Source organism: Polaromonas sp. P1_E12 (assembly GCF_056405975.1).
Genome location: NZ_JBFUBB010000004.1, coordinates 144,900 through 163,244, shown reverse-complemented (window position 1 = coordinate 163,244; position 18,345 = coordinate 144,900). Strand labels below are relative to the sequence as shown.

The window sequence follows — 18,345 nt, the reverse complement described above, 5'->3', positions numbered from 1 at the left end:
AAGCGATCAAGCGAAGTCTGGCGAAGTGATCAGGAAAGCCCATGCGGTGCAGCTTCAGCCGCCCGGGTTGTCATTCTGGGCGGCCTCTTCCACAGGGGTGGCGCATGTGCAGGAGCGCACTTCAACCGAAGCCGGCCCGGAAGTGCTGGTGACGGCGCTGGTGCATGGCAACGAATATTCGGGCGCCTGGGCGCTGGACGCGTTCCTTCTCAGCGGGCTGCAACCGCGGCGGGGGCGCATCACCGCCGTGTTCTGCAACACCGAGGCCTTCATGCGGTTTGACACCCGTAAGCCCGACGCCTCCCGTTTTGTTGACGAGGATTTCAACCGCGTGTGGTCCGCTGATCTTCTGGATGGCCCCCGGCGCAGTACCGAGCTGCTGCGCGCGCGCGAAATCCGGCCGTTTGTGGACCGGGCCACCCATCTGCTGGATCTGCATTCCATGCATGAGCCCGGTGGCGCTTTGCTGGTGACGGGCATGCTGCCGCGCAATATTGCTTTTGCGCAAAGCCTGGGTACCTCGGGCCAGGTGGTCGTTGATGCCGGTCACGCCGATGGTGTCCGTATGCGGGACTACGGCCCGCTTGGCGACGAAAACGGCGACCGCATTGCCCTGCTGCTGGAGGCCGGCCAGCACTGGGAACTGGCGTCGCTGCAGGCGGCGCGCAACGTGCTCATGCGGTTTCTGGTGTGTGCGGGTGTGATTGACCGCGGCGATGTGCCGCCTGGCTGGTTGCTGCCCGATGCGCCGCCGCCGCCGCCCGTGACGGTGACGCATCGCGTGGTTGCGCGATCAATGGACTTTGCCTTTGTGCAGGACTTTTGCGGCGGCGAAACCATACGCCATGCCGGCACGCCGATTGCGCATGATGCGGGCGAACCGGTGGTGACACCCTACGACGACTGTGTGCTGGTCATGCCGTCGGTGCGGCAGTTGCGGCCCGGTGTGACGACCGTGCGGCTGGGCCGGCTGGGCTGAACACGGCCTGCGCAGGTGCGGTTTACAGCGGATGCTCGGTATAAAACTTGCCGCCGTGAAACAGCAACGGCGCGGCTCCCGCGCGGTGGGTGCAGCGCTCCACTTCGCCCACGAAGATCACGTGGTCCCCTTCTTCGTACCGGCTGCGGTTGAAGCACTCGAAAGTGGCGGCTGCGCCTGTCAGCAACGGCGCGCCGCCGACACCCTCCGTAAACAGCACGCCTTTCCAGCGGTCTTCGCGCCGGCTGGCAAAGCGCTCGGCCAGCTCTTTCTGGTCAGCCGCGAGGATGCTGATGGCGTAGTGTGATCCGGTGCTGAGCGCGGCCATCGATCCGGCCGCCTGCGCCAGGCTCCAGAGCACCAGCGGCGGCTGCAGCGATACCGAGTTGAAGGAGTTGGCGGTCAGCCCGACCAAGGCGCCTTGCGGCGTCCGTGCGGTGACGATGGTGACCCCGGTGGCAAACATGGCCAGCGAAGCCCGGAACTCCCGCTGGGAGAAGCTGGGGCTGCTCGCTTTGCGGGGGATGGCAGGGGTCAGCATAGAAGGGTAATTTAACCGAAGCGGTACAGGCGTACCCGCGTCAGGGTTTAGGCCGCATCTTGCGAGGGACTGGCGGCCCGGCAGTTAAACTGGGTGCCATGCCATTTTTTCGTTCTGCAGCCTGTTTTTTTGCTATCTATTTAATAGCTGCTGGCGCTCGTGCAGATTCACCTTGCGCCGATTACTCTTCCAAACTCCCGAATGTGAAGCGTGAGCTGTGTGAGGCGGCACAACTGCAAGCTTCGGGGACGCGTTCGGTTGACGGCCGGGTGCTCTGGGTGCGTGACGTCAAGCCCGAGCAGCCCGGCTTGCGTGTGCTGGTCGTCGGTGCGATTCACGGCGACGAGTTGTCCTCAGGGGCCGTGGCGCTGCACTGGATCAGGCTGGCTTCCCAGCCGCCGCTGGACTCGCCCCAGGCGATCCACTGGCGGTTCGTTCCTGTCCTCAATCCGGACGGCGTGCTTTCCAGGCCGCCTCGCCGTACCAACGCACATGGTGTGGATTTGAACCGCAACTTTCCCACCCCCAATTGGGAGCGCGACGCGAAGGTTTACTGGGAAAAGCGCACCGGCAAGGACCCGCGCCGCTGGCCTGGGCCCAAGCCGCTGTCCGAGCCCGAGTCGCGGTTTTTGCATGAGCAGATGCAAAGCTTCAAACCCAACCTGATCGTCAGCATTCATGCGCCTTACGGCGTGCTCGACTTTGACGGCCCCTCCGTACCGCCCTCCAGGCTGGGGCGCCTGTACCTTGACCAGGTGGGCATCTTTCCCGGCTCACTGGGCAACTATGGCGGTGTGCACAAGGGCGTGCCGGTGGTCACCATCGAACTGCCCAATTCCACCCGCACGCCGCTGGATGCCGAGATGCGCCAGATGTGGCTGGACCTGCTGCGCTGGATGAGTGAGCGGGCCGTGGGGCAGGGCGCGGAACACGCGCCGCGCGTGCCTTAGAACCCGTTTGGGCCGCGAACAGCTTCCTAGCGCAGCATGCTCGACATGGCCGACAGGCTGTTGACCATGCGCACCGCGGTCTCCACCGTGGGCGCGTCAAAGCCGACTTCATCCCCGTCCAGCCGCTGCAGCGCCGGCCACTGGCAAAACAGGTCCGCCAGCGCCGGCGACTGGGTCTGGATGCGTACAGCGACAGGGCCTTTCAGCACATAAGGGCGGGCTGAGCCGTATTGCGCCAAGGCCGTGGCAACGCCAACGCGGATGGCGCTGCAGGCCTGGGCCGGGGAAAGGCTGATGCCGCTGGTCTGGCCGGTTGCCCGCTTGGTTTGCACGAAGGTGGCGTGCGGAAACAATGGGCGGTGTTCTTCGATGAACACATCGTCGCCGCTGGCCATCACCACCGGCACGCCGTACTCGCCGGCCAGCGCGCCGTAAATTCCGGCTTCGCCCAGTTCAAGGCCGTTGAAGTACACGCGTGCAAAGGCAAAGCTGTTGATGGTGTGCGCCAGAATGCCGCGGCCTTGCGCGCGCGAGTGGTAGCCGATCATGCAGACGGCGTTCACGCCGTCCTCGACGCCGGCCATCATGCTCAGGTAGCGCGGCTTGCCCATGACGGCCTGGGCGCGTGCGTCCAGCAGGTCGGGCGGCATGTTGCGAAAACTTCCGTGTGAATCGTTGACCAGCACCTCGGTGGCGCCTGCATCGAAGGCGCCGGCGATGGCGGCGTTGGCCTCGTGCGTCATCAGCAGGCGGGCGCGTTCGTACTCGGGGTTGCCGGCGCGCACCTGTTCGTGGTGAAAAACGCCGGCAACGCCTTCGATGTCGGTGGAGATCAGGACTTTCATGGGGGATCCGCTGAAGGTGGAAATGAAAATGAGGATGAAGCGGGCCAGCCGGGCAGCAGGTCGGCCAGCGCGCTCCGGTGGTGGCCGTTGCGGCCGGTCACGGCGCGGGCCTGCCACAGGGCATGGATGATGGCCTGCTCGGTGCTGTCGGCAACGGCCTGAAACAGCGGGTCAATCAGGCCGTCATGCAGCATCGCCACGCCCGGCATGGGCCTGGCGGTTTGCTGCGGCACGGTGTAGGCAGTGGAAAACGCCAGGGCGATGTCGCCGCTGCCGTGGCCGAACACCGAGCCGGTGCGGGCCAGCCCGGCGCCGGCGCGCAACGCCAGCCGGCGCAGCTGGCGCGCGTCAAGCGGTGCGTCGGTAGCAATCAGCAGGATGATGGAGCCTTTTTCGGGCTCTGCCGCTTGCGCCCGATGTGCCACCAGCCGGGCGCCAAGGGTCTGGCCCGCCAGAATCAGTTGCGGCAGCTGGCCGTAGTTGGCCAGCACCAGCGCGCCGACGGTGTGCTCGCCGCCCCCAAGGGCCGCTACGCGGCGCGAAGCCGTGCCTATGCCGCCCTTGAGACCGAAGCTCGACATGCCGCGACCGGCGCCGACCGAACCTTCCTCCACCTCCACACCTGCCTGTTCGCAGGCCTGCAGGTAGTGCTGTCCGGTGACAGCCATGCGCTGGATGTCGTTGAGAAAGCCGTCGTTGCATTCAAACACCAGCGGGTTGACCGTTGGCAGGCTGCGCCCCGTTTCGGGGTTGGCAGCAACGCACTGGTGGATCTGCGCCGTGGCCACGGCGGCGGCCGAAAAGGTATTGGTGAGCGCAATCGGCGTTTCCAGCACGCCGAGCTCCTCGACCTGCATCAGGCCCACGCTCTTGCCGAAACCGTTGAGCACGACAGCCGCTGCCGGGACCCGGTCACGGAACAGGTCGCCTGCATGGGGGCGTACCACCGTCACACCCGTTTGCACCTCGTTCGCGTCCAGCGTGCAATGGCCCACGGTGACGCCGGCTACATCGGTGATGGCGTTGCGCTGCCCGTGCGGCAGGCTGCCGATGTGGGGCAGCAGATGGCGGGGTGTCACGACGCGGCCTTGCCCCGGTTACTGGCGGTCAAGTTTGGGGTCCAGCGCATCGCGCAGGCCGTCGCCCAGCAGGTTGAAGGCCAGCACGGTCAGGAAAATGGCCAGGCTGGGAAACAGCGCGATATGCGGCGCATTGAGCATGTCGGCGCGCGCCTCATTGAGCATGGCGCCCCATTCCGGCGTGGGCGGCTGCGCGCCCAGGCCCAGGAAAGACAGGCTGGCCGCCGTGATGATGGAGGTGCCGATGCGCATGGTGAGGTACACCACTACCGAAGACACCGTGCCCGGCAGCAGATGGCGCAGCATGATGACCGAGTCGGGCGCGCCTATGGAGCGCACCGCCTCGATGTAGGTCTGGTGCTTGAGCGAGAGCACATTGCCGCGCACCAGGCGCGCAAACGCCGGCACGCTGAACACAGCCACAGCCATGATCACGTTGATCATGCCGTTGCCCAGGATCGCGACGATCCCGATGGCCAGCAAGATGCCGGGAAAGGCAAACAGCACGTCGGACATGCGCATGACGATGCGGTCCCACCAGCCTTCGTAGTAACCGGCCAGCAAGCCCAGCAGCGTGCCGATCACGGCGCCTACGGCCACCGAGACCAGGCCCGCGGCCAGGGAGATGCGCGCGCCCATCAGGATGCGGCTGAAGATGTCGCGCCCCAGCGCATCCACGCCGAACCAGTGCTTGGCTGATGGCGGCGTGTTCAGCGCGTCGTAGTCGAAGAAGTTCTCCGCATCAAAAGGCGTCAGCCAGGGTGCGAACACGGCTACCAGCACCAGCAGCAGCACGAAACCGCCGGCCACCAGGGCAACGCGCTGGTTCTTGAATTTCCGCCAGAACTCGGAGGCAGGCGTGCGCACGGCAAGGGCGGCCATGGGTACGCCGGTTTCTGCGCCGGGTTGCTCCATGGCGAGAGGTGCGCTTTCCGGAGGCAGAGGTTCACTTGCGATGGCAGCGTGTGGGTGTTCGGTGGTAGTCACTTGAAGCGGATGGTCGGGTTGATGATGGCGTAGAGCAGGTCCACCACCAGGTTGATCAGGATGAATTCGAGCGAGAACAACAGCACCAGCGCCTGGATCACGGGGTAGTCCCGCATCTCTACCGCGTCCACCAACAGCCGGCCCATGCCGGGCCAGTTGAACACGACCTCGACGACGATGGAACCGCCCAGCAGGAAACCGAACTGCAGGCCCATCATGGTGACCACCGGGATCAGCGCATTGCGCAGCGCGTGCTTGACCACCACCACGGTTTCGGACAGGCCCTTGGCGCGTGCCGTGCGCACATAGTCTTCCTTGAGGATGTCGATGAAGGAACTGCGCGTGAAGCGCGCCATCACGGCCGCCACACCCGCGCCCAGCGTGAGGGACGGCAGGATGTAGTGCCGCCACGAGTCGGCCCCGACGGTGGGCAGCCAGCCCAGCTGCACCGAAAAGAGTTGCATGAGCAACATGCCCAGCGCGAACGACGGAAACGAGATGCCCGAGACCGCCAGCGACATGCCCAGCCGGTCGGGCCAGCGGTTGCGCCACACGGCCGATACCATGCCCAGCACCAACCCCAGCAGCACCGACCAGCTCATGGCCGCAATGGTGAGCCAGAAGGTGGGTGCGAAACGCTCGGAGATCTCGGTGGCCACGGGCCGCTTGGTGCGGATGGACAGACCGAAGTCACCCTGCAGCGCGTGGCTGAAAAAGCGCACAAACTGCTGCGGCATCGGCAGGTCCAGCCCCAGGTCGCGCCTTACCAGCTCCACGGTTTCGGGGCCGGCATCGGGTCCGGCGGCCAGGCGTGCCGGGTCGCCGGGCAGCAGGTGCACGAACAGGAACACCAGCACGGCCACGATCAGCAGCGTCGGCAGCAGGCCCAGCAGGCGCTTGAGGAGATAGAGGGTCATGCAGGAGCGGGTTTCTTCAGATTGCTGTTGCTGCGGCCGGGGTTACTTCAGTTCCACGTCGTCGAAGTTGAAGCTGCCGTCCGGAATCACATAAAAGCCGGCCAGGTTGCGCGCACGCACTGACAGCAGTTTCTCCGTCACCAGGAAGGCCCAGGGTGCGTCTTTCCAGATGCGCTGCTGGGCGTCGGTGTACAGCTTCGCCTTTTCAGCGCCGCTGGTGGTGACCAGCGCCCTGGCGATGTCGGCGTCTACTTCAGGGTTCTTGTAGTAGGCGGTGTTGAACATCTTGGGCGGCAGGGACTCGGAGGCCAGCAGTGGGCGCAGTGCCCAATCGGCTTCGCCGGTGGATGACGACCAGCCCACGTAGTACATGCGCACCGGAGCCGTTGCGGGGTCCTGCGCGCTCTCCACGCGCTCCACGCGCTGACCGGCTTCCAGCGCCTGCACCTGTACCTTGACGCCGACCTGGGCCAGCTGCTGCTGCACGAACTGGATCACCTTCTGCGCGGTGGTGTAGTTGTAGGCTGACCACAGGGTGCTTTCGAAACCGTTGGGGTAGCCGGCTTCCTTCAGCAGCTCGCGCGCCTTGGCCGGGTTGTAAGGCCAGGGGCCCAGCTTGGCGGCGTATTCCACACCGTGGGGTACCACGCCTTCGGCGGGAATCGCATAGCCCGAGAACACCACCTTGACCAGCGCCTCCTTGTTGATGGCGTAGTTGATGGCTTCACGCACCTTCGGGTTGTCGAAAGGCTTTTGCTGCGTGTTCATCGAGAGGTAGCGATGGATGATGGACGGCGCGCTCGTCACCTCCAGGCTCGGCTTCTTCGACAGGCTTTCCACCGTTTCGGGCGGCATCGGGAAGGCGAAGTGCGCTTCGTTGGTCTGCATCATGGCCGCACGCGTGTTGTTGTCGACCACAGGGCGCCAGGTGATGCTGTCCACCTTGGGGTAGCCCTTTTTCCAGTAGCCTTCCCACTTGGCAACTTTCAGGTAGTCGGTGGCCTTCCATTCGACGAACTTGAAGGGGCCTGTGCCCACGGGGTTCTGCGCAATGCCCTTGCTGCCGTACTTGGCCAATGCCGCGGGCGAAATGATCACGCCTGAGGGGTGGGCCAGCGTATTGATGAAGGGCGAGAACGGCTCCCTGAGGGTAAAGCGCGCGGTGGTGGAGTCCACGGCCTCGACCTTGGCAATGTTCTTGTAGAGGTTGTAGCGTTTGAGCTTGTTGTCGGGATTGGTCACGCGTTCGAAAGTGACTTTCACGGCCTCTGCATTGAAAGGCGTGCCGTCATGAAACTTGATGCCGGACTTGAGCTTGAAGGTGTAGACCAGCCCGTCCTTGCTCACCGTGTGGCTGTCGGCCAGCACCGGCACCATCTTCATGTCCTTGTCGAAGCCGTAGAGGCCCTGATAGAAAGATTTGGCCACGGCCTGCGACAGCGTGTCGTTGGAGTCATACGGATCGGTGCTCGTGAAATTGGACTGGACGGCCACGACCACGTCTTTGGCGGCATGGGCCGGCGCGGCGGCAAGACCTGCCAGGCCGATCAGACCGGCCAGCGCGGCAGTGAGGGTGGAAAGACGCTTGTTCATGAAAAACTCCTTGAAAGGAAACGAGGGGTAAGCAAGAGGGACGAGAAGACAAAACGGAGAGGCGGCGGTGCAACGGGTGGGGTCAATAGGGGCCTCCCACCGAATGCCGAGCCACGAAATGCCCCGGCGCCACCTGGTGCAGCGGCGCCACTTGCGGCGCGTCGCCCACGGCGCGTATGGGGCTGGGAATCTCGTCGGCCATGAGTTCGCGCACGGCGCTGCGGCGGGCCGGGTCGGCAACCGGCACGGCGGCCAGCAGGCGCCGGGTGTAGGCGTGTTGCGGGTTCTCGAAAACGGCGCGGCGCGGGCCGATTTCCACGATCTGGCCCAGGTACATCACGGCCACGCGGTGGCTGATACGCTCGACCACCGCCATGTCGTGCGAGATGAACAGGAAGGCGACGCCGAATTCCTGCTGCAGGTCCAGCATCAGGTTGATGATCTGCGCGCGGATCGACACGTCCAGCGCCGACACCGCTTCGTCGGCGATCACCACCTTGGGGTTGAGCGCCAGTGCCCGCGCAATCGCCACGCGCTGGCGTTGCCCGCCGGAGAATTCGTGCGGATAGCGATGGGCCGCTTCGGCCGGCAAGCCCACCTTGCCCAGCAGCCAGCGCACGCGTTCCTGCGCCTCCTGGGGTGATGCGAGCTTGTGTATCAGCATGGGTTCCATGACCGAATAGCCGACCGTCAGCCGGGGGTCAAGCGATGCAAAGGGGTCCTGGAACACGAACTGGATATCACGGCGCAGCGCCTGCAGGGCCCGGCCCTTGAGCGCCGAGATGTCGCGCCCCGCGACCTCAACCTGCCCGCTGTTGAATTCCAGCAACCGCGCCAGCGAGCGGCCCGTGGTGGACTTTCCGCAACCTGATTCGCCCACCAGCGACAGCGTTTCACCGGCCTTGAGTTCGAAGCTGAGCTGCTCCACTGCATATACCTGCCGGCGCACGCGCCCGAGCAGGCCGCCCGCCAGCGGAAAACGCGTGACCAGGTCCTGCACCTTGAGGACAGGCGGCAAGTCATGGCGCACGGTGCTTGCGGCGCTGAAGGGTTGGCCGCCTTCGTCATCTTTGCGCTGCGGCGCACCCGGCACCGCAAAGCGCGCCGGCAGGTCCTGCCCGTGCATAGCGCCCAGCCGGGGCACCGCTGCCAGCAGGGCCTGGGTGTAGGGTTGTTGCGGCCTGGCAAAGAGGCCGGCGCAGTCGCCTTCTTCGACCTTGTCGCCGCGGTACATCACGAGCAGGCGGTCGGCAATTTCGGCCACCACGCCCATGTCGTGGGTGATGAAGATCACCGCCATCGCCAGCTCACGCTGCAGCTGCTGGATCAGCGCGAGGATCTGCGCCTGGATGGTCACGTCCAGCGCCGTGGTGGGTTCGTCGGCGATCAGCAGCGTGGGCTTGCAGGCCAGCGCCATCGCAATCACCACGCGCTGGCGCATGCCGCCCGACAGCTGGTGCGGATGGCGTCCCAGCACGTTTTTGGCTTCCGGAATGCGAACCAGGTCAAGCATGCGCAGCGCTTCGGCCAGCGCTGCCTTGCGTGAAAGCCCCTGGTGCAGGCGTATCGATTCGGCGATCTGCTCGCCCACCGTGAACACCGGGTTGAGCGAGGTCATGGGCTCCTGGAACACCATGGCGAGGTCGGCGCCGCGCAGGCTGCGCATCTGCGATTGCGAGGCCTGCGCCAGGTCAAGGCGCTCGCCGTTGCGGCGCGTCAGCCACATGCTGCCGTTGCCCAGGCGGCCACCGCCTTGCTCCACCAGGCGCATGAGGGCTAGCGATGACACCGATTTGCCGGAGCCTGATTCACCCACGATGGCGAGCGTTTCCCCGGCGTCGACGTGAAAGCTGAGGCGCCGCACCGCATGCACGGTGCGCTGTTCGCTGGCAAAGCTCACGCTGAGGTCATTGACCTCGATCACGCGCTGGCGGCCGGCAGTGGGCGTGCCCTGTGCGCAGGGCACCGTACCGGCGCGCGTCATGTCATCCAGGAGTCCGGGCAAAGCAGTCATGCGGCGCTTTCGTCGGCTTCGCCTGCGTAAATGGCGCTCACCGGCGCTTCGCCCACGCGGGCCCAGCCGCGGTACATGCCTTCGGTGTTGAAGGGAAGGCTCAGGTTGCCCTGTGCATCGACGGCAATCAGGCCACCCCGCCCGCCTAGGGCCGGCAGCACGTTCATGACCACCTCCCGGGCTGCCGCATCCAGCGGCATGCCGGCATAAGCCATGCGCGCGCAGATGTCATAGGCCGCTGCGGCGCGTATGAACATTTCGCCCGAGCCGGTGCAGGAAATGGCGGCCGTGCGGTTGTCGGCATAGGTGCCGGCACCTATCAGGGGCGTGTCGCCCACCCGGCCGGCGCGTTTGTTGGTCATGCCGCCGGTGGAGGTGGCGGCGGCCAGGTTGCCAAGCGCATCCAGGGCCACGGCGCCCACAGTGCCGAATTTGCGGCCTTCGTCCAGGGGCGCAGCGCCGGCTGCGGGCGAGCGGAACACCAGCGCCGCACCGTCGTGATCCAGCACCGCTTTATCGGTGGCGAGCGCGCGCCGCAGCTGCTCGCGGCGTGCATCGGTAGAAAAATAATCGGGTGAAACCATCTCCAGCCCCTGCTCTTCGGCAAAGGCTTCGGCGCCGGCCGCAACCAGCAGCACATGCTCGCTGCACTCCATCACGGCACGCGCTGCGCGCACCGGTCGGCGTACACGGCCAACGCAGGCCACCGCACCGGCGCGCAAGGTAGCGCCGTCCATCACCGCAGCGTCCAGTTCATGGGTCTCGTCGTGGGTGAAGACAGCGCCATGCCCGGCATTGAAGAGCGGGCAGTCTTCGAGGAGCTCCACCGCGAGGCTGACCGCATCCAGTGCGCCGCCGCCGCCGGCCAGCAATTGCTGCGCGGGCCGCAGGATGCCCTGCAGGGCGGCGTGATAAGCCGCGTTTTGCTCTGCACTGATGTGGCTGCGGCTCATCGTGCCGGCGCCGCCGTGGATGGCAATAAGGGGAAGAGGCCTGGACAGTGTCACTTGGAAGCCTTTGGCAATTTCGGTGGGGTGCGGGCCTTGCGGAGGGCGGGCGCTGCAGCATCGGCATCAGGGCGCAGCCGTTCGGCATGGTTGCCGTGCAGCCAGGGCAGCACCGACTCGGCCAGTTGCGTTGCCGCCTTGAGCGAGCCTTTGGCGCTGTGGGCGACCGCGCTGCACAAAGCTTCGATCAAGGCCAGGACGGTGGCTTCGGAGTTCGCAAAATACTGGCTCTCGGTATGGGCGTACAGCGCGACGGTGGCCAGCGGCGCCAGCGGCGACGTTACGCGGTCCGTCAGCGCCAGCACCGGCACACCGGCATCGCGTGCGCGGCGCGCCAGCAAGATGGTGTCGCCGAAATAGCGCGGGTAGGCAATGGCGATCAGCAGGTCCTCGGGCTTGAGGCGCGCCAGCACGCGCGCGCCGTAGGACGAGCTCTCGATGCTGGCCAGGAGCTGGACGTTGTCGCAGTAAGGGTCCAGCGAGCGCTGCAGCAGCCCGCCCAGCCAGCTGCTGCTGCCAAAGCCGGCAATGTAAATGCGCCGTGCCTTCAGGATCGCCGCCACCGCCTGCTCGCAGCTCTGGGCATCCAGCGACTGCCGTGTCAGGTCGATGTTGTGCAGGCTTTGCGCCAGGGCGGATGAAAACACGTCGGCCACCGTGGCGGAATGCTCCAGCTTGTTGCGCAGCTTCTCCACCGGGGCCAGCGTGGCTTCGAAGCCCAGCACCAGCGCGGCGCGGAACTGCGGATAGCCGTCAAATTCCAGCGCCCGGGCGAACCGGTTGGCGGTGGCCACCGAAACCCCCAGCGTGGCGGCCAGCTCGTCGATGGGCATGGTGGCCGCTTGCAAAGGGTGGGCCAGCACATAGTCGGCCATTTGCCGGTGCGAGCGGGTCAGCGTTGGCAACAAACGCCCAATACGCTGTGCCATTGAAGGGTTGCCAGGGAATGTCGCCATCAGGATTGGAAGTAAAACTGGATGTATATAAATTTACAAAACAATTCATGATAACGAAATTTTTGATCATTTCAAATCAAATTCAGGCACTGTGATGCGTTGTAGGGGGGCGATGAGGGCCGTGTCGTGGCGCGGGGTTTCAGGCTTCGGCGCCGGAAGGCTGATGCGGTTCAGTACGTCATTGTTTAAGTCAATAGGGCTTGCGGCGCCCATGGGTCATGCGCAAGCAGCTATTAAAACAATAGCACTAAAGGGTGACTGTGAGTTGGGAAGCAGCGATGCGCCCGGGTGAGGGCCGCCACCGGGAGGGCCATCTGGGCTTGCGCTAGGACTTGAGCTTCTTGTAGGCGCGGCCCATTTCAGGGCCCTTGCTGGTGTCTTTCAACCCCCGCCGCAGATCGCGCCCTGCTTGTTCGACTTCGGCACTGGATTGCCCGCCCGTCATGTCAACGGACTGGTCGCGCTCGTGAGGCAGTCCCAGGCTGGCCTCGACGGAGGTGTCTTTGGGCGAACCCGCCTGCTCAGGACGTGAGCTCTGGACGCGCGGAGTTTTCGCCGGCATGCCCTTGCCCGAGACGGGTTGCTCCAGGGTGTTTTGCCGTGCGGCAGCGGATTTGGAAGATGTCATGGCACCTACTGTCGGCCCCGCCCCCCGGCAGGGCTGTCAGCCCGAAAAGGCAGCGTTTGTAGGAAACGGCCACCTTGCCTGCGCGAAGCCCGCGCGGCTCAAGCGGCCAGGAACGTCGCGGCTTGTGCCGTGGCGGCGGCATCGGCTTTGACGGCGTCGGGTGGCCCGCCTTTGCCCCACAGTTCGCCGCCGTAGTTCATGGCCATGAACTGCGCGCAGAGCCTGATTGAGTCCACCATGGGCTGCGCTTTGGCGCGGTCGCCGCTGGTGGTAATCAGCCACAAGGTTTTTTTCGCCATCTCGTCCTTGAAGGGCAGGCCGGGCACGCGCATCCAGGCGCTCCAGTGGTCGAGGTAAATCTTCAGCGGCGCCGGAATGCTGTACCAGTACACCGGGGCCACAAACACAATGTCGGTGGCGTCCATCGTGGCGTCCAGCAGCATCTTCATGTCGCCTTCCGGCATGGCGTACTGACCCGTGGTGTGGCGCTGATCGACAAACAGCGGCATCCGCATGCGGGACAGGTGATGCCAGGCCTGGGGCGTGCCGGCCGGCAGTGCGGCGGCGGCTTGCTGCGCCAGCCACTCGGTGTTGCCCAACGCACCGGGCTCGCGTGTGGAGGTGGCAAGAAAAAGAAATCGGGGGTTCGGATTCATGGCGGCCATGGTACTGGCTGATGCAGGCCTTTGCTTGTACAGGGTCTGGGTACCGCGTGCCAGAATAAAGCGATAAAACGCAGCCTCACTGGAGCCTTCCTCGCCATGATCCATATTCGCGACATCGACCACATCGTCCTTCGGGTCACAGATCTGCAGGGCATGCTGCGCTTTTACCAGCAGGTGCTGGGCTGCAGCCTGGAACGCCGGCAGGACGAAATCGGCCTGGTGCAACTGCGTGCCGGGCGTTCGCTGGTGGATCTGGTGCCGGTGGATGGCACGCTGGGCCGGGCCGGCGGCGCGGCTCCAGGCAAGGAGGGCCGCAACGTCGACCATGTGTGCTTTCGTGTCGAGCCCTTCGACGCGGAGGCCATTCGCCGCCACCTGGCGGCCCACGGCGTTGAGGCAGGCAAGGTGGAGTCGCGCTATGGCGCCGAGGGCGAAGGGCCTTCGATTTATCTCAACGACCCCGAAGGCAACACTGTGGAACTCAAGGGGCCGGCATGGCCCGAGGGCGCCAACCCTAAAACTGCCGCCAGCCCTGCCACGCCGTGAAGCATGCGCCGGCGATCAGCACGGCACCCACGGCGCGCGCCATGGCAACACTGGCGCCCGGCCGCTGCGCCAGCCATCGCCGGGTACCCGCGGCAGCCAGCGCCAGCGAACCGTATACGCCGCTTTGGGTAATGGCGATGATCAATCCAAGCGCCACAGCCTGAACCCAGAGCGAGCCGTATTCCAGCCGCAAAAACTGCGGAAAGATGGCCAGCATGAAAAGGTAGGCTTTCGGGTTGAGCAGGCAGGTGAGTGCGGCTTGCCGGAAGGTGCGCCACGGGGACGGCGGCTCGATGTCGGGCAAAGCGCCGAAAACAGACGTGCTGCGCATCAGTGACCACCCGATCCAGGCGATATACAGGCTGCCCGCCACCAGCATGACATTGACCATGCCCGGAACCAGTTGCAGCAGAATGCCCAGCCCCAGCGCGCCTGCCACGACGTGGCAAATACCGCCCGCCACAATGCCCGCGACGGCGAAGAGGCCGGCCCTGCGCCCGCCGGTCAATGAGCTGGCCATGACGAACGCCATGTCCATGCCGGGCAGGATGATGATGCCCAGCACCATGAGGAAAAACAGCCAGAGGTGTGCGAAGTGGTCCATCAATGAGCCTGTTTGTTTCTAGCGGTGTACCGCGTGGTAAGCGGGGCGTGACAGGCTCATCACCCAATTGGTTTCCCAGTGGCGGCCGCCGTCTTCCGAAAAGGCCTGTTCCCAGCGGGCGTGGGTAGGTGTGATGCCGGACCAGGTGAAGCGAACCCGCACGGGCCGGCCTTCATGGCTGTCGTTTCCCTCAAACCGGCCTACGCCGTCGGCAAACGAACCGGTCACCGGCGGCTGCAGCAGGCCGTTGTTGTGGCTGACCCAGTAAATGCTCCACAACCGCGTTTGCGGATTGAAAAACCGCAAGGCCATGCCGATGGTTTCCTTGTTTTCGGTGACAAGGTCGTTCATGTTGCCGAGCCCGCCCAGCAGCAGCGCGCCGTCCTGCACGGCTTCGAAACTTTCCCAGTCGGTACAGCCCTCCAGTCGCCGGCGCAGACGCTTGTTGCTGACCAGCCAGCGCCCGGTGATGAAATTGAAATCGTGGCGCCCGTCGGCGAGCTCGGCAAGGTCCGGTGTATGAGTCAGGGTGGTGGTCATGGCTTGAAGTGCTTGTGGCACCGCAGTGGATATGTGAAAACCAGTCTAAAAAGGTAATAGGGCTGTTTCGGCCCTAATTAAGCGGTAGACTTTTCACCATGTATTCCCCCACCACGCGCGTGCTCACCGTCCTGGAACTGCTGCAGTCCCACGGCCGGCTGAGCGGTGCCGAGCTGGCGCGGCGGCTGCAGGTGGATGGCCGTACCCTGCGCCGCTACATCGCCAAGCTGGAAGACCTGGGCATCCCGGTGGTGGCTGAGCGTGGCCGCTACGGGTGCTACGGCCTGATCGCCGGCTTCAAGCTGCCGCCGATGATGTTCACCGACGACGAAGCGCTGGCCCTGTCGCTGGGCCTGCTCGCCGCGCGCGGCCTGGGGCTGGCTGAGGCAGCGCCTGCCGCGGAAAGCGCGCAGGCCAAGCTGGAACGCGTGATGCCGTACCAGCTGAAAAACCGCGTCCGTGCGCTTGGTGAAACCGTGACGCTGGACATGCGCCATGCGGTGGCCCCCGGCGACAACACGGCGTTGCTGGCCTTGAGCACCGCAGCGCATGGCTGGCAGCGTGTGCACATGGCGTACCGTTCAGCCGACGACGATGTCACCGAGCGAGACTTTGACGCCTACGGCCTGGCATTTCGCCGCGGCCGCTGGTACGTGGTGGGCTGGTGCCATCTGCGCGGGGCGCTGCGCTCATTCCGCCTGGACCGTGTGCAGGAAGTCCGGCCGCTCAATGTGGTGTTTACGCCGCCGGCAGATTTCAATGCCGCGCAGCATCTCGTCCTGGGGCTGGCCACCATGCCGCGCACAAACACCGTGCGCCTGTTGCTGCACACCGATTTGCAGACGGCGCAAATGGAACTCCCCGACAGCATTGGCGTGTTCCAGCCCAGTGACGAAGGCGTGCTGCTGCACAGCCAGACCGACCACATCCCGTGGTTCGCCAGACAGCTTTCGCGGTTGCCATTTGCTTTCGAAATCCAGGAGCCACCTGCGCTGCGCACCGCGCTGCGCGACCACGCACAACGCACGCTGGACCAGCATGCGGCCTGAACAGGCAGGTGCGGATCAGGCGGTTTCAGGTTCCAGGCTGCCGCGCGCTCGGGCCAGCCCATAAAAACCGAAATCCATGGCCGGAACCTCCCCGCAGATCAGCTCGGCCATGGCCTTGCCCGACCCGGCGCCGTGCGTCCAGCCCAGTGTGCCATGTCCGGCATTCACCCACAGGCGGCCGACTTTGGTCTTGCCGATGTAGGGAATGTTGGTGGGCGTGGCGGGACGCAGGCCGGTCCAGAAATTCGGCGTACCGCCCTGTTCTTCAAGGCGGGTGTCGCACACGCCCGGCAGCACTTCTTCGATGCGGTCGGCCAGCATTTTGCAGCGCGCCCTGGCCAGCGGTGTGTCCAGCGAAAGGTCGTAGCCGCCGACTTCGATGGTGCCGGCCACGCGCAAGTGATCGCCGAGGCGGCTCATGGCGCATTTGACCTCGTCGTCAATGGTGCTGACGAAGGGCGCAAGTTCCGGCTTGAGCAGCTTGAAGGTGGCGCTGTAGCCTTTGCCCGGATAGATCGGCAGGTCAACGCCCACCGAGCGCAACAGCGGCGCCGTGTACGAACCGCAAGCCACCACGATCTCGTCGGCCTTGAGTTTCATGACGGGACTCTCACTGCTGCCCGGCACGGTGCGTGCCCGGACGGCGACCGACTGGACCGCTCCACCGGACTTTTCCAGTCCTTCGATGTTGTGTTCGTAGAGAAAGCGTACGCCCTTGTCGGCGCAGCGCTGTGCCAGCGCCTGGGTGAAGACGCGCGCGTCGCCGCTTTCGTCGCTGGCGGTATAAGTGCCTCCCACGATGCGGTGCGCAAATGCCTTGAAGGCCGGCTCTATGCCCAGCAACTCGGCCGTGCTCACCACGCGGCGCGCCACGCCGTACTTCTGCATCAGCGCCGCCGCTTCACCGGCGGTATCGAACGACTTCTGGTCGGTGTAGTAGTGCGCGATGCCGCGCTCCAGCCGGTTGTATTCAATGCCGGTGGCCCTGACCACCTCCTTGAGCGCGATATGGCTGTAAGCGCCGAGGGCCACCAGCTGCTGCACGTTGCGCTCAAACGCGGCGTCGTTGCATTGCGACAGAAACTGCAGGCCCCAGCGCCATTGCTGCCAGCCATCGCCGAAGGGCAATTGCGGCCGGAACAGCAGGGGCGCATCGTTGCGAAACATCCATTTCAGGGCCTTCAGGGGGGCGTCCTTGTTGGCCCAGGGTTCGCAATAGCTGACCGAAATCTGTGCGGCATTGCCAAAACTGGTTTCCAGGGCGGCTCCGGGCTGCCGGTCCACCACAGTTACCTCATGGCCGCGCTCCAGCAGGTGCCAGGCAGTGCTGACGCCGATGATTCCCGCTCCCAAAACCACTACTTTCATACAAGCCCCTTTACAGCTTTCAAGTGTGAAGGATGTTGCTTTCAATTAATAGAAAAATTAAACTATCAGTGAAAACATCAGAACAACTAATACAAAGGAGGCTCTGCATGAGCACTTTTGATCCGGATGCGCTCGAATGCCTGGCAGCCATCGTGGAAGAGGGCGGCTTTGAGCGGGCGGCCCAGCGCCTGTCGATCACGCAGTCGGCGGTGTCGCAGCGCCTGCGTGCACTGGAGGCCCAGGTCGGCACCGTGCTGATCGTGCGCAGCAGGCCGCTCAAACCTACTTCAGCCGGCCAGCTGCTGCTGAAACACACCAAGATGCTGCGCCTGTTGCGTGCCGACCTTGAGCGCGACCTGAAAGAGCTGGCGCCCAGCTCGCTTGGTGGTGCGCGTGAGGAAGAGCGCATTTCCATCGCCATCAATGCCGACAGCATTGCCACTTGGGCCCTGCCGGCGCTGACCGACCTGGCGCAGCAGGGCCTGCCCATGGAGATCATCCATGACGACCAGAACTTCACCCACGAGTGGCTGCGTGAAGGCCAGGTGCTGGGCTGCGTCACCACGCTCAAGCAGGCGCTGCGCGGCTGCAAGGTGGAACCGCTGGGCGCGATGCAGTACATCGCGGTGGCCACGCCGGAGTTTGCGCAAAGGCGGCTTGGCCTGGGCGGGAAGCAGGATGCAGCCGCCCTGACGCAGTACAACTTTCGCGATGTCCCTTTTATCGCGTTCAACCGCAAAGACGAACTGCCGGTCGATTTCGTCGGCAAAGCTTTCGGGCTCAAGCGCGTCACCCTCAACCAGCTCTTTGTGCCGTCATCGGAAGGCATGGTCAGGGCGGTGCTGGCGGGCTGGGGCGTCAGCGTGGTGCCGCGCCTGCTGGCGCAAGGACTGATTGATACAGGCCAGCTCGTCAACGTGGCGTCCAGCTACACCTTGCCCATCCAGCTCTACTGGCATTGCTGGAACCTCGAGTCTGAAGTGCTGGACGCGCTCACCGCCGCACTCAAGCAGTCTGCAGCGCAGTCGTTGGTACTCTGATCACACGAGCGGTGCAGTGCGTGATGGCCGCGCATGA

Annotated in this window: 19 protein-coding genes; 5 read left to right on the top strand and 14 right to left on the bottom strand. The window is 64.8% G+C overall.

Features of this window, described 5'->3' with window-relative positions:
* The first annotated feature begins 25 nt into the window (after positions 1 to 25).
* Entirely contained in the window at positions 26 to 979 is a 954-nt protein-coding gene (locus tag AC1D13_RS13255) for a M14 family metallopeptidase (protein WP_477689687.1), read from the top strand.
* Positions 980 to 1,001: 22 nt separating this feature from the next.
* On the opposite strand, the gene AC1D13_RS13250 is transcribed toward AC1D13_RS13255, so the two are convergent.
* The gene (locus AC1D13_RS13250; protein WP_457281798.1) at positions 1,002 to 1,520 is read right to left on the bottom strand and encodes a flavin reductase family protein; all 519 of its coding nucleotides are present in this window, start codon (positions 1,518 to 1,520) and stop codon (positions 1,002 to 1,004) included.
* 203 nt (positions 1,521 to 1,723) lie between these two features.
* Here AC1D13_RS13250 and AC1D13_RS13245 point away from each other — a divergent pair, with 203 nt between their 5' ends.
* On the top strand, positions 1,724 to 2,470 hold the full coding sequence (locus AC1D13_RS13245; RefSeq protein WP_477670340.1) for a M14 family zinc carboxypeptidase: 747 nt from the start codon (positions 1,724 to 1,726) through the stop codon (positions 2,468 to 2,470).
* Positions 2,471 to 2,496: 26 nt separating this feature from the next.
* On the opposite strand, the gene AC1D13_RS13240 is transcribed toward AC1D13_RS13245, so the two are convergent.
* From AC1D13_RS13240 to AC1D13_RS13195, 10 genes are all read right to left on the bottom strand, one after another.
* Positions 2,497 to 3,315 carry a M55 family metallopeptidase gene (locus AC1D13_RS13240; RefSeq protein WP_457281796.1) on the bottom strand — a complete coding sequence of 273 codons (819 nt, stop codon included), beginning with the start codon at positions 3,313 to 3,315 and terminating at the stop codon, positions 2,497 to 2,499.
* Positions 3,312 to 4,394, bottom strand: coding sequence for a DmpA family aminopeptidase (locus AC1D13_RS13235; protein ID WP_457281795.1), 1,083 nt, complete (start codon positions 4,392 to 4,394; stop codon positions 3,312 to 3,314). The genes AC1D13_RS13240 and AC1D13_RS13235 overlap by 4 nt, the downstream gene beginning before the upstream one ends.
* 18 nt (positions 4,395 to 4,412) lie before the next feature.
* Complete coding sequence (gene gsiD / locus AC1D13_RS13230; RefSeq protein ID WP_457282082.1) at positions 4,413 to 5,309, bottom strand: glutathione ABC transporter permease GsiD; 897 nt, start codon at positions 5,307 to 5,309, stop codon at positions 4,413 to 4,415.
* 68 nt (positions 5,310 to 5,377) lie between these two features.
* Positions 5,378 to 6,298, bottom strand: a complete 921-nt coding sequence (gene gsiC / locus AC1D13_RS13225) for a glutathione ABC transporter permease GsiC (protein ID WP_457281794.1) — start codon at positions 6,296 to 6,298, stop codon at positions 5,378 to 5,380.
* Positions 6,299 to 6,340: 42 nt separating this feature from the next.
* Positions 6,341 to 7,891, bottom strand: coding sequence for a glutathione ABC transporter substrate-binding protein GsiB (gene gsiB, locus AC1D13_RS13220; RefSeq protein ID WP_457281793.1), 1,551 nt, complete (start codon positions 7,889 to 7,891; stop codon positions 6,341 to 6,343).
* Between the two features lie 82 nt (positions 7,892 to 7,973).
* Positions 7,974 to 9,875: a dipeptide ABC transporter ATP-binding protein gene (locus AC1D13_RS13215; protein ID WP_457282081.1), complete on the bottom strand. Its 1,902-nt coding sequence runs from the start codon at positions 9,873 to 9,875 to the stop codon at positions 7,974 to 7,976.
* A 26-nt stretch (positions 9,876 to 9,901) separates the two neighbouring features.
* Positions 9,902 to 10,912, bottom strand: coding sequence for an isoaspartyl peptidase/L-asparaginase family protein (locus tag AC1D13_RS13210; protein WP_457281792.1), 1,011 nt, complete (start codon positions 10,910 to 10,912; stop codon positions 9,902 to 9,904).
* Entirely contained in the window at positions 10,909 to 11,868 is a 960-nt protein-coding gene (locus AC1D13_RS13205; RefSeq protein WP_457281791.1) for a MurR/RpiR family transcriptional regulator, read from the bottom strand. The genes AC1D13_RS13210 and AC1D13_RS13205 overlap by 4 nt, the downstream gene beginning before the upstream one ends.
* A gap of 325 nt (positions 11,869 to 12,193) precedes the next feature.
* Positions 12,194 to 12,496, bottom strand: a complete 303-nt coding sequence (locus AC1D13_RS13200) for a hypothetical protein (RefSeq protein ID WP_457281790.1) — start codon at positions 12,494 to 12,496, stop codon at positions 12,194 to 12,196.
* A 98-nt stretch (positions 12,497 to 12,594) separates the two neighbouring features.
* A complete protein-coding gene (locus AC1D13_RS13195) occupies positions 12,595 to 13,161 on the bottom strand; it encodes a flavodoxin family protein (protein WP_457281789.1) in 567 nt (188 codons plus the stop codon).
* Positions 13,162 to 13,257: 96 nt separating this feature from the next.
* On the opposite strand from AC1D13_RS13195, the gene AC1D13_RS13190 reads away from it, so the two are divergent.
* Positions 13,258 to 13,707 carry a VOC family protein gene (locus AC1D13_RS13190; protein WP_457281788.1) on the top strand — a complete coding sequence of 150 codons (450 nt, stop codon included), beginning with the start codon at positions 13,258 to 13,260 and terminating at the stop codon, positions 13,705 to 13,707.
* Here AC1D13_RS13190 and AC1D13_RS13185 read toward each other — a convergent pair.
* Positions 13,676 to 14,311, bottom strand: a complete 636-nt coding sequence (locus tag AC1D13_RS13185; protein ID WP_457281787.1) for a LysE family translocator — start codon at positions 14,309 to 14,311, stop codon at positions 13,676 to 13,678. The genes AC1D13_RS13190 and AC1D13_RS13185 overlap by 32 nt on opposite strands.
* Positions 14,312 to 14,329: 18 nt before the next feature.
* Positions 14,330 to 14,851, bottom strand: a complete 522-nt coding sequence (locus tag AC1D13_RS13180) for a hypothetical protein (protein ID WP_457281786.1) — start codon at positions 14,849 to 14,851, stop codon at positions 14,330 to 14,332.
* 98 nt (positions 14,852 to 14,949) lie between these two features.
* On the opposite strand from AC1D13_RS13180, the gene AC1D13_RS13175 reads away from it, so the two are divergent.
* Positions 14,950 to 15,900, top strand: coding sequence for a helix-turn-helix transcriptional regulator (locus AC1D13_RS13175; protein ID WP_457281785.1), 951 nt, complete (start codon positions 14,950 to 14,952; stop codon positions 15,898 to 15,900).
* Between the two features lie 15 nt (positions 15,901 to 15,915).
* Here the strand turns inward: AC1D13_RS13175 and AC1D13_RS13170 are convergent, their stop codons facing one another.
* Positions 15,916 to 17,268, bottom strand: a complete 1,353-nt coding sequence (locus tag AC1D13_RS13170; protein ID WP_457281784.1) for a D-amino acid dehydrogenase — start codon at positions 17,266 to 17,268, stop codon at positions 15,916 to 15,918.
* 107 nt (positions 17,269 to 17,375) lie between these two features.
* Here AC1D13_RS13170 and AC1D13_RS13165 point away from each other — a divergent pair, with 107 nt between their 5' ends.
* Positions 17,376 to 18,308, top strand: coding sequence for a LysR family transcriptional regulator ArgP (locus tag AC1D13_RS13165; protein ID WP_477689686.1), 933 nt, complete (start codon positions 17,376 to 17,378; stop codon positions 18,306 to 18,308).
* The last annotated feature ends 37 nt before the right edge of the window (positions 18,309 to 18,345 follow it).